At 55.2% G+C, this 9,030-nt stretch carries 12 protein-coding genes; 8 read left to right on the top strand and 4 right to left on the bottom strand.

Annotated features, from left to right (window positions below; genetic code table 11):
• Positions 1 to 255: hypothetical protein (locus ACOTTU_RS23285; protein ID WP_425661654.1), on the top strand; the 255-nt coding region annotated here is incomplete at its 5' end.
• Between the two features lie 36 nt (positions 256 to 291).
• On the opposite strand, the gene ACOTTU_RS23280 is transcribed toward ACOTTU_RS23285, so the two are convergent.
• The gene (locus ACOTTU_RS23280; RefSeq protein WP_425661651.1) at positions 292 to 906 is read right to left on the bottom strand and encodes a TetR/AcrR family transcriptional regulator; all 615 of its coding nucleotides are present in this window, start codon (positions 904 to 906) and stop codon (positions 292 to 294) included.
• A 70-nt stretch (positions 907 to 976) separates the two neighbouring features.
• Between ACOTTU_RS23280 and ACOTTU_RS23275 the strand changes: the two genes are divergently transcribed.
• From ACOTTU_RS23275 to ACOTTU_RS23265, 3 genes are all read left to right on the top strand, one after another.
• Entirely contained in the window at positions 977 to 1,516 is a 540-nt protein-coding gene (locus ACOTTU_RS23275; protein ID WP_425661649.1) for a peroxiredoxin-like family protein, read from the top strand.
• An 87-nt stretch (positions 1,517 to 1,603) separates the two neighbouring features.
• Entirely contained in the window at positions 1,604 to 1,999 is a 396-nt protein-coding gene (locus ACOTTU_RS23270) for a nuclear transport factor 2 family protein (protein WP_425661647.1), read from the top strand.
• A gap of 54 nt (positions 2,000 to 2,053) precedes the next feature.
• Positions 2,054 to 2,503, top strand: coding sequence for a YybH family protein (locus tag ACOTTU_RS23265; RefSeq protein WP_425661645.1), 450 nt, complete (start codon positions 2,054 to 2,056; stop codon positions 2,501 to 2,503).
• A gap of 200 nt (positions 2,504 to 2,703) precedes the next feature.
• On the opposite strand, the gene ACOTTU_RS23260 is transcribed toward ACOTTU_RS23265, so the two are convergent.
• Entirely contained in the window at positions 2,704 to 3,303 is a 600-nt protein-coding gene (locus tag ACOTTU_RS23260) for a dihydroxyacetone kinase subunit L (protein WP_425661643.1), read from the bottom strand.
• A gap of 2 nt (positions 3,304 to 3,305) precedes the next feature.
• Positions 3,306 to 4,301, bottom strand: a complete 996-nt coding sequence (locus ACOTTU_RS23255; protein WP_425661641.1) for a dihydroxyacetone kinase subunit DhaK — start codon at positions 4,299 to 4,301, stop codon at positions 3,306 to 3,308.
• A 173-nt stretch (positions 4,302 to 4,474) separates the two neighbouring features.
• Between ACOTTU_RS23255 and ACOTTU_RS23250 the strand changes: the two genes are divergently transcribed.
• The 3 genes from ACOTTU_RS23250 (at position 4,475) to ACOTTU_RS23240 (ending at position 7,066) form a co-directional block, all read left to right on the top strand.
• Entirely contained in the window at positions 4,475 to 5,239 is a 765-nt protein-coding gene (locus ACOTTU_RS23250; RefSeq protein WP_425661639.1) for an IclR family transcriptional regulator, read from the top strand.
• A gap of 145 nt (positions 5,240 to 5,384) precedes the next feature.
• The gene (locus ACOTTU_RS23245; protein ID WP_425661637.1) at positions 5,385 to 6,692 is read left to right on the top strand and encodes an NAD(P)/FAD-dependent oxidoreductase; all 1,308 of its coding nucleotides are present in this window, start codon (positions 5,385 to 5,387) and stop codon (positions 6,690 to 6,692) included.
• 14 nt (positions 6,693 to 6,706) lie between these two features.
• Positions 6,707 to 7,066, top strand: a complete 360-nt coding sequence (locus ACOTTU_RS23240) for a cupin domain-containing protein (RefSeq protein ID WP_425661635.1) — start codon at positions 6,707 to 6,709, stop codon at positions 7,064 to 7,066.
• Positions 7,067 to 7,258: 192 nt separating this feature from the next.
• Here the strand turns inward: ACOTTU_RS23240 and ACOTTU_RS23235 are convergent, their stop codons facing one another.
• Positions 7,259 to 8,053: a phytanoyl-CoA dioxygenase family protein gene (locus ACOTTU_RS23235; protein WP_425661633.1), complete on the bottom strand. Its 795-nt coding sequence runs from the start codon at positions 8,051 to 8,053 to the stop codon at positions 7,259 to 7,261.
• Positions 8,054 to 8,138: 85 nt separating this feature from the next.
• On the opposite strand from ACOTTU_RS23235, the gene ACOTTU_RS23230 reads away from it, so the two are divergent.
• Complete coding sequence (locus ACOTTU_RS23230; RefSeq protein ID WP_425661631.1) at positions 8,139 to 9,014, top strand: LysR family transcriptional regulator; 876 nt, start codon at positions 8,139 to 8,141, stop codon at positions 9,012 to 9,014.
• The last annotated feature ends 16 nt before the right edge of the window (positions 9,015 to 9,030 follow it).

Genomic DNA, 9,030 nt, shown 5'->3' with positions numbered 1-9,030 from the left:
GGGGGGCCCTCTTCCAACCCCGCCAGCACGAACCAGACGCACCGGGGCCAAAAAGCAACTTCAAAACGACAGACAGATCAAATTATGTTCAGCTTTGGTCAATATGCTTGTGTAATCCTGTACCTTGAACGTCTATTCGATCGCCTAAAAGCAGCGTACCCCCAAGGCTCTGAAACGGAACGCGAAAATGATCGGTACTTCTGCTCAAAAACCGCAGTTTCAAATGTTTCTGCGGAGCTATTCCTGATCAGCTGACAAACTTGTGGTCCCCTGAATTTCCGCTTCATGAGTTTAAGCAATTGAGCTCATAACCGCGGCGACATTCTTGTCGATATCCTTGGACAATTGTCTATCACTGAGCCCTGCGCGCGCGCGGAACACCAGCCCTTGCCGTAGATCAAAGAGAAGTTTTGCGCGATCCGACGAGGGGAAATCTGACGGCAGAGTGCCACGTGCCTTTTCCAGATCAAACCGTGCTGTAATGCGAATGTCTGTCGCTTCGATCGCATCGAGCAGCATTTCGGCTGTGCCTTCCACATGACCGGCGCTTGTTGCGACGCAGGATGCAAGGAAGCAGCCACGCGCACCGCTTTCATGATGCGTCGAATAGTCAATTGCCGCCTCGAAAAAAGCCCGTACGGCCAAGCCAATGTCAGGCTCGCTTTCCAGAGCGACGAGCGGTGCACAGGCGTCATTGTTAGCATAGCGGTCAATCGCTTCGAGATAGAGAGCATGCTTATCGCCGAATTCCGCATAGAGGCTAGGGCTGTTGATCCCCATCGCATCGGTCAGGAGCTTCATTGAAGCCCCTTCGTATCCTTGCTTCCAGAAGACGCTGATTGCCCCGAGCAAAGCCTGATCACGGTCAAATTTCTTGGGTCTTCCGACCTTTTTTGTGTCGTTCATTACAAAACCGTTGACTTATCTATTGACCTATATTTTATAATGATCATCACAAAACATCAAGGACACGAAAATGACCTCACAAAAACTCATCGCAGGCTCGGCGTTTCCCGGTATCGTGGTCCCGCAACTGGGCGGTGGTGATCTAACGCTCGGGGCACCGCAGGCCGGGCGGGACTGGCAATTGGTGGCAGTCTATCGCGGTAAGCATTGCCCTATGTGCACAGCTTATTTGCAAGAGCTGAATACGCGGTTGCCCGAGTTCCACGCGTTGGGCGTGGACGTCGTCGCCGTATCAGCAGACACCGAAGTCAAGGCCACCGATCAAATGGCACTTGTCGGGCCGAACTTTCCCGTCGCCTATGACCTGAGCATAGAGCAGATGCACGCACTTGGACTTTACGTCTCCAACCCGCGCTCGCCTCAGGAGACCGATAGGCACTTTGCCGAACCCGGTATCTTTGTCGTGAATTCCGAAGGTGCTGTGCAGATCGTCGACATTTCCAACGCCCCCTTTGCGCGGCCCGGCTTCAAAACGTTGCTGGGCGGTCTGCGCTTTGTCCGTGATCCCGGTAACAACTATCCCATTCGAGGTACCCATGTTGCGGCCTAAAACAGCATTCGTCGCCAGTTCTATCATGGCGTTTCCGCCGATCGCGATGCAGGCCGCGACCGGTCCTTGCAACCGAAAGAAATCAAGATGACCCAGACAGACAGACAGATTCAGAAAGTCCGGAATGCAATTGATGATCTGATCCAGACTGCGACGACCTATGATGTAGACACGTTGGACCGCATTTATCACCACAACCTGCATGTCGTCATGATCGACACCGATCACAACCTGAACACCGCCAATAAAGACACGTTCAAGGGTCTCTTCGCCGCCAAACGCGACGCGGGTGATCCGCCAATGAACACCTGGGCCAAGTATCACAGCATAGATGTGAATGGCGACACTGCCCATGTGCTCCTGTCTCGCAAAAACGACCTCTCGGGCGTGGACATGGATCTGACCTTGAGCATCGATTTGGTGCATGACGACGGCCGCTGGCAGGTCAAGCGCGAGGTAATCTTTTTGCGCCCCGAAGCCTGACGCTCTCCCGCAATATGCTCTCAAACATAAATATTGACCTGAAAGGACAACGCAATGCGCTTGCACGCCCCCTTGATAGGCTTGGCCCTCGCCACGCTAGCGGCCCTGCCTGCCATGACCATGGATACAGAAGCCCGACAAGCCTTCACGGCCTACAATGACCGTTTCAACGAGATCGCGGAAAGCTATGACCTCGAGGCCTTCCTGGCGCTCTATAATAAGGCGCCGCTCTGGATCGCGCCAGCCGAGCAGCCTGTGGAGGGGCTTGACGTTCCAGCTGGCACCTTCGGCTTCATTGTTAAGAACGAGGGGGAATTCTCGCACAGCTTCGATCATTTGTTCCTGTCCGATGACAGAACACAGGCAGTGATGATCGGAGACTATGATCTAAACGTTGAACGGGCGGACGTCGCCGCAACCGGTACCTACCTCTTTGTTCTCGAAAAGAATGGCGACGGCTGGGAGATCGTGGTCGACATGTACAACCAGCATCAGGCGGAGTGAAAGGACGTGCCCTCTGGTGGTGCGGTGCCCTCTCGCCCGCATCATCTATTGCCCTATCGAGGCATGCGCGCGATCACGCCTGAGCAGATCTCTCGTCAGATCGGTCCATTCTTGAACGGCGCAGGGCTTCATTGCTCGCTACCTGTAACGCGCCACCGGTTCGCCTTTCCTTGGGCGTAAATCCGACCGTGGCGCATTTGTTAAAGGCACTCCAGCAAACGTAAAAGAGCCATCATGCCGGGGTCATCCATGCCAATCGATTTATCGGCATAGACCCGCGCGCGGCCAATCTTGTTTGGTTTGTTTCGGAACTCTTCGACGGTCTGAATGGTCGCTTTGATTGCCGCAGTGCGCAATCTGTCGGGATCATCGATATCTGTGACGGCGGCAATGATTGCATCCATCACATCCAGCATCGTCTTGTCGCCAAGATTTGCGCCCCCGCGTGCGGTCATCGCGTCCTGGGCTGCCCGAAGTGGCGTGCCGATGTCCGACCAGGCAATTGCCCGTTGTCCTTTTGCGTTCTTGCCCGCAGCCATGAGCGCGGTGGCAAGCAGCGTGCCGAAACTGGAACCGGACACAGCCGTCACGGATTTTGCCATGGCAAATAGAGCCATGCCGGTATCTTCAGGCAGATCGTCCTTTATGCCGTTAAGGTTGTTGAAACCGTTCACGAGAGTAACGCCCAGATCGCCATCCCCGAGCTTCCCATCCAGCGCGTTCATTTCGTCGCCGATGGGCGTTATTTTGCTGTGGATTTTCTCGATAGCCAGTTTCAGCGTTTCGGTAGTGAGCGCCATGTTCAGTTCCTCCAGAAAGGGCAGGCAGCATGCGCCTTGAGCAGCGTTTCCAGGTCGTCGTCCAGATGCAGGATGCTGATGGAGGCGCCCGCCATTTCCATCGAGGTGGCATAATTCCCGACCCTGTGAAACGCGATCACCGCGCCAGCAGTTTCAAAGCGTTGCTTTGCCCGACGGAAGAGAAGGTAGAGCTCCTCTATCGGGGTGGCCCCAAGCCCGTTGATCAGCACCGCAATCCGCGCGCCGGTTTTGACGGGCTTGTCGGCCAGCAACATCTCGATCATCTCATCAGCGACCTCATCCACCGGGCGGAGCTGGCCCCGGCGCACTCCCGGCTCACCATGGATGCCCATGCCGATTTCCATTTCGTCATCTGCGATGTTGAAGGTTGGCTTGCCAGCTTGTGGTACCGTGCAGGAAGAAAGCGCAACACCGACGGAGCGTACGTTGTCTGCTGCGGACTGGGCGGCGGCGGCGACCTCTTCAAGGGAACGACCCGCCGCAGCGGCAGCACCGGCAATCTTGGTCACAAAGACAAACCCTGCCACGCCGCGGCGTTTTTCTGCTTCTTCGGGGCCTGCGGCGGCGACGTCGTCGGAAACGATGACTTTTGTTGCGGTGACATCATCCATCTCGGCCATTTCGCATGCCATGTCGAAGTTCATGCGGTCTCCGCCGTAGTTTCCGACAACGCAAAGCACACCTTTTCGCTGATCAGCGAACTGGATGGCTTCAAGCATCGGGTTCATATCGGGAGATGCGAAAACATCACCGACAGCACACGCGTCCAGCAGACCATCGCCGATATAGCCGGCAAAAACCGGAAGGTGGCCAAAACCGCCGCCCGAAATCACGCCAACCTTGCCTGCTATCGCTGTCGGACGTCTCAGCATCCGGCGGGTTGCGCCGTCTATCATGTAGGTTTCAGGGTGAGCAGCGGTCATTCCCTGCAACACTTCATCGACATAGTTCTCTGGCTTGTTGATCAGTTTTTTCATCAGGTGGTTCCTCCCTTGCGCAATTGGCCGACAGAACAGATGTTTTGCAATGCAAAATATAAGTTTCTTATTGCGGAATATTTTTGTTGATGCCGAGTGTCAACAATCATGTTGCCGAGCGTGGTTATTCGAGGTCTGATGCAAAGGGGAACAGAAAGTACGGGAAAGCTGATATGGTGCGTGAAGTTCAAAGCTCCATCGTGGAAAAGAGTGTCGCGGTCATCGATCTGCTGGCGCATACCAAGGGACGTTTGACACAGACCGAAATTGCGCTGGCCACTGGGTTCAACAAAAGCTCCACCCACCGCATTCTTTCAATTCTCTTGGGGCAGGATCTTGTCCAATATGACGAAAGGGATCGAACCTATTCCACGGGACCACGATTGTTGAACTGGGCGCACGCGGCTTGGGAAAAGATGGATTTGAGCCTGATCGAGGATCAGGACCTGATCGAATTGTCTGAAGAAACCAACACGAATGTGGCGCTGTCTGTTCGCACTGAACATACAGTCACATTCGTCCGCACCCGTATCCCGCACCCTTACCGGTTGGCTGTCAAAACGGGCGGTCAGTCGGAGCTTCACAATACAGCGGCAGGCAAGGTCTTTTTGGCTCATATGACCGAGGAGGAGCTTGATAGCTACTTTGCTGTCGCCGAATTGGAAAAATTCACCGAAACCACGCTCACCACGCGCGCGGCGTTGGAGAAGGATATGAAAAAGACCCGAAAGAACGGGTACGCAGTTTCTGATAGGGAGGAGTTCTATCAGGTGGCGGGTATCGCGGCGCCCATTTTGGATTATGACCAACGCATTCTTGCAACGATCAGTCTTTGGGTCCCGTTGCGTAATGCCACTTTCGCCGATCTGTTGAAGCAAACGCCTTTGCTTCTGGCCAAAACAGAAGCCATTTCGGCGCGTTTTGGCCAGATGGTCTGAGGCAAGCCGGCAGCCGCAATCCTGTCGGCAAGAACTTCTAGACATCACCGAAAATAGCCTTGGCAAAGGAAGCGTTGTCGTGCAATGTAAAACTAACATGTTGCATTGCGATACGATAGTGTCATGAAATAACCGAGGTAAGTTTGTGATCAAGCAAGAAGTTCACTGGGATCGAACAGCACCACCTGCTCCCGAGTGCGGCGTTCTTGAGGGGGGCGACAATGCGGATGTGCTGGTTGTCGGCGCAGGTCTGACCGGACTTCGAACCGCAATTTCGCTGGCAGAGGCAGGCACGGACACCATTGTCATTGATGCGCAGAAAATCGGTTTTGGTTCGTCTGGACGCAGCGGCGGCCAGTGCAACCCGATCTGGCGCGCGACGCCGGATGAGTTGCGCAAGAAATACGGTGTAGGGCAGGGCGACCGCCTGATCCAAACGACGCTCACGGCCGCTGATGATCTCTTTGACGATATTCGCCGTTACGGCATCGATTGTGAAGCAGAACAGAATGGCTGGATCCAGGCGGCACACACCCGCAACGCCAAGCGTGGGCTGGAACGGTTACACAAGGCCTGGTCTGCGGAAGGCGCCGAAATAAGTGTTCTTTCAAAAGAGCAAACCCAAAAGGGTGTCGGGTCCGGCGCTTACGGCTTTGCACTACACCATGCCAAAGGCGGGTTTGTGCAACCGCTTGGCTTGACCCGGGGTTTTGCCAAGACCGCTCAGGCTGCGGGCGCGCGCCTGTTTGAGAGAACGCCGGCAATCGGTATCGAGAGAAATGGCAAAAGCTGGAGGGTCAAGACGCCGGGTGGAGAGATCACCGCCGATACCGTTATCCTGACAACAAATGCCTACACGGATGATCTGTGGCCAAAGATGCGTCAAACCCTTTTGCCAATGTACAGTATTGCATTGGCTACCGCGCCGCTGAGCGCAGAACAACAAGCCAGTGTTTTGCCCGGCAGGAAAACCATCGCAGACACCAGGCTGGCCATATATTTTGCGCGCTACGATGCGGATAACCGGTTAATTTTCGGATGTGTTGGTAGCAACGACAATGTTGGCACATTGGGTGGACACGGGCGCTTGAAGAGAGGTCTCAAAACGGTGTTCCCACAACTCGATGGCATTGAAATCGAATGTACGTGGGCGGGGCGCATTGGTGTCACACAAGACATGATGCCCAGGATGCATCAACCTGCTCCAGGCGTTATCGCCGGACTGGGGTTTAGCGGCAGAGGCATTGCCATGACCTCCGTGATGGGGCGCAGTCTTGCGCGCAAGGTTCTGGGTGGCAGCAACAACGACCTTCCTTTTCCGGTCACCTCGGTGACGCCTATTCCGTTCCATTCTCTATCTCGCCTGGCGGTCCCGCTCATGGCGCCAGCGATGTCAGCCAAGGACGAGGCCAGCGTGATCTGGGATCGCGCCACACGATCCGGACAGTCTTAGAAAAGGGATTCAGCATGCAATTTGTGAACTTCGCGGAACTCGACACAAAACCCATCAAAAAAGAATTTGCCGAGGACATTCTGGAAGGCGCACCCGAACAGAATGTATGGAGCCATTTTGTTGGCGCGGACGGTACGTTCAAATCCGGGATGTGGGACAGCACAGCCGGTGTTTTTCGCGGCCCGATGAACGACCAGATCGAGTTTTGCCATATTCTTGAAGGCGAAGCGCGGATCGAAACTGCTGACGGTGCATCAAGAACTGTCAAAGCAGGGGATGCCTTTGTCATGGACAACGGTTTGCAACCCGTTTGGCATGTCAAAAGCTATGTCCGTAAGCATTATGTTATTTTGGCAGTTGAGCCGAAAGCGTAGTGCACTGAGGGAGAGCTTTTGATCATGGCTCTGCCGGGCACCTGCCGACCTAGAGTTTCCTGGCGGGAACCAATCCTTTTTTGCCCTAGCTGTCAGCTGGCCAAAGTATGGAGACGCAGCGTGCTCGACGAGCGACCGGTCTGAGGAGCCGCCAAAGCGGCAAGGGGTACCGCAATTTGAGCCCGCAGATTTTCAGCGTTGATAGATCACCGGGAACCAGTCATCGCGCAGAGGTTGGGCGGGTGTCATATTGTGACCCGGGAACGGCGGCGAGGTCGGGCCGGGTCGTTCAACGTATCGCGCATCATCCCCAACCAGTCGCAAAGAAAATGCGCGCCGCCGAGAGGTGGAAGTGTTGCCCCGCGCGCCATGCAGCGTCGCATAGTTGAACGCGACCGCATCACCCGGCTGCATTTCCCACTCCCTGATCTCCATCCCTTCTGCATCCGGATCGGGCACGGGCATGTAGTCATCCTCGTTCGGGAAAAAACTGGTCTCGGCCAACCACCTTGTTGGTAGCACGGGTTTCTCCCAGGCATGGCTGCCAGCAACGCAGCGCAGGCTGGCAGAGGTTACCTGATCCATCGGTGACCAGAAGCTTACGTTCTGGACGCCATCGACAAAGTAATATGGCCCGTCCTGATGCCAGGGCGTAGGCTTGGACGTTCCGGGTTCCTTGACCAGAACATGATCGTGGAAAACCTGAACGCGCTGTGATTTCATCAGATCGGCGGCAACTTCCGCGACCGGCGACTGGCGGATCACCTCCTCGAATTCTGAAAAGCGGGTCCAGTTGCAATAGTCGTCAAAGAACCGACCGCTTTCTCCGTCTTTGAGGTTCTCTGCAGCGTATGGTCCAGGTGTCGCCATGTTGCGTTCAATCCCGGCGCGGATCGTTTCCACATGATCTGCGAACAGGCCCTTGATCAGGATAACTCCATCACGTTGAAACGTATCGACATGCTCTTGAGTGATAAGTGCGTGCATTGCTGCGCCCCTCTGCGATTTCATCCAGAGTATCACTTCCATAAAATAGTTTCTAATAATGTATATTCATACTATTAGTAGCTTGATGCTATATAATACACTTCGGCAATACGAATACATCGTTGCGGTGGCGGACACCGGCAGCTTGACAGGGGCAGCGTCCCTTTTGAACGTCTCTCAGCCTTCGCTTTCGGTTGCGATCACCCGGGTGGAGGCGCAGTTGGGGCAACCTGTTTTCCTGCGTCGCAAAGGGTCATCGGTCAATATCACGCCCTATGGCCATGGAGTTATCGAAGGCGCACGCGCGCTTCTGCAACAGGCTGAGGAGATCGAGCGGGGACCCGCGAAAGCGCCTCCTTTCGTGATCGGGTTTTTCGAGGATATTGCACCTTGGTATCTGGCGCCTGCATTGGAAAAAATGCATTTTCAATTTCCGACGATGCACTTCAAGGCGCGCGAGGGGCGGTTTTCTGATCTTGCTGATGATCTCTCCGAAGGGCGGGTGGATCTCGCAATTTCCTATGATGTTGGTTTTGAAGGAAGGTTTGACCGCCGTGTCGTTCAGACCATCGCCCCGGTCGCGTTCCTGTCCAGGGATCACCCTCTTGCCAGCCGGTCGAGCTTGGAGCTGGCAGAGCTGACCACACATCCCGTCCTCCTGTTTGACGAGGATCTGTCCGAGCATTTCGTCCGGGGCCTCTTTGACAAACTGCGCCTCAGTCCGACCATCAAGCAACGTGTCCGATCGTTGGAACTGATGCGATCTCTTGCAGCACATGGTGCGGGCGTCGGTATCAGCTATGCGCGACCGCCCTGTGACGTCAGCTATGACGGCAAGCCGCTGGTTACCGTGCCAATATCCACGGCGGAGGCTGCGGCGGATATCTCTTTGATTTGGTCTGCGCTGCGTAACCCTGAGCCGCGCTTTTCCGAAATTTTGGACGCGTTGTCCCAACTGTGAGGCGGGAAAACTGGGT

Origin of the sequence: Roseobacter sp. EG26 (assembly GCF_049830555.1) — a bacterium.
Lineage (GTDB): Bacteria > Pseudomonadota > Alphaproteobacteria > Rhodobacterales > Rhodobacteraceae > Roseobacter.
This window is presented reverse-complemented; position numbering and strand designations above follow the sequence as displayed.

What these genes read in the sequence shown, in the direction of transcription:
- ACOTTU_RS23280 (WP_425661651.1), bottom strand. Translation starts at nt 906, where the DNA reads ATGAACGACACAAAAAAGGTCGGAAGACCCAAGAAATTTGACCGTGAT.
- ACOTTU_RS23275 (WP_425661649.1), top strand. Translation starts at nt 977, where the DNA reads ATGACCTCACAAAAACTCATCGCAGGCTCGGCGTTTCCCGGTATCGTG.
- ACOTTU_RS23270 (WP_425661647.1), top strand. Translation starts at nt 1,604, where the DNA reads ATGACCCAGACAGACAGACAGATTCAGAAAGTCCGGAATGCAATTGAT.
- ACOTTU_RS23265 (WP_425661645.1), top strand. Translation starts at nt 2,054, where the DNA reads ATGCGCTTGCACGCCCCCTTGATAGGCTTGGCCCTCGCCACGCTAGCG.
- ACOTTU_RS23260 (WP_425661643.1), bottom strand. Translation starts at nt 3,303, where the DNA reads ATGGCGCTCACTACCGAAACGCTGAAACTGGCTATCGAGAAAATCCAC.
- ACOTTU_RS23255 (WP_425661641.1), bottom strand. Translation starts at nt 4,301, where the DNA reads ATGAAAAAACTGATCAACAAGCCAGAGAACTATGTCGATGAAGTGTTG.
- ACOTTU_RS23250 (WP_425661639.1), top strand. Translation starts at nt 4,475, where the DNA reads ATGGTGCGTGAAGTTCAAAGCTCCATCGTGGAAAAGAGTGTCGCGGTC.
- ACOTTU_RS23240 (WP_425661635.1), top strand. Translation starts at nt 6,707, where the DNA reads ATGCAATTTGTGAACTTCGCGGAACTCGACACAAAACCCATCAAAAAA.
- ACOTTU_RS23235 (WP_425661633.1), bottom strand. Translation starts at nt 8,053, where the DNA reads ATGCACGCACTTATCACTCAAGAGCATGTCGATACGTTTCAACGTGAT.
- ACOTTU_RS23230 (WP_425661631.1), top strand. Translation starts at nt 8,139, where the DNA reads ATGCTATATAATACACTTCGGCAATACGAATACATCGTTGCGGTGGCG.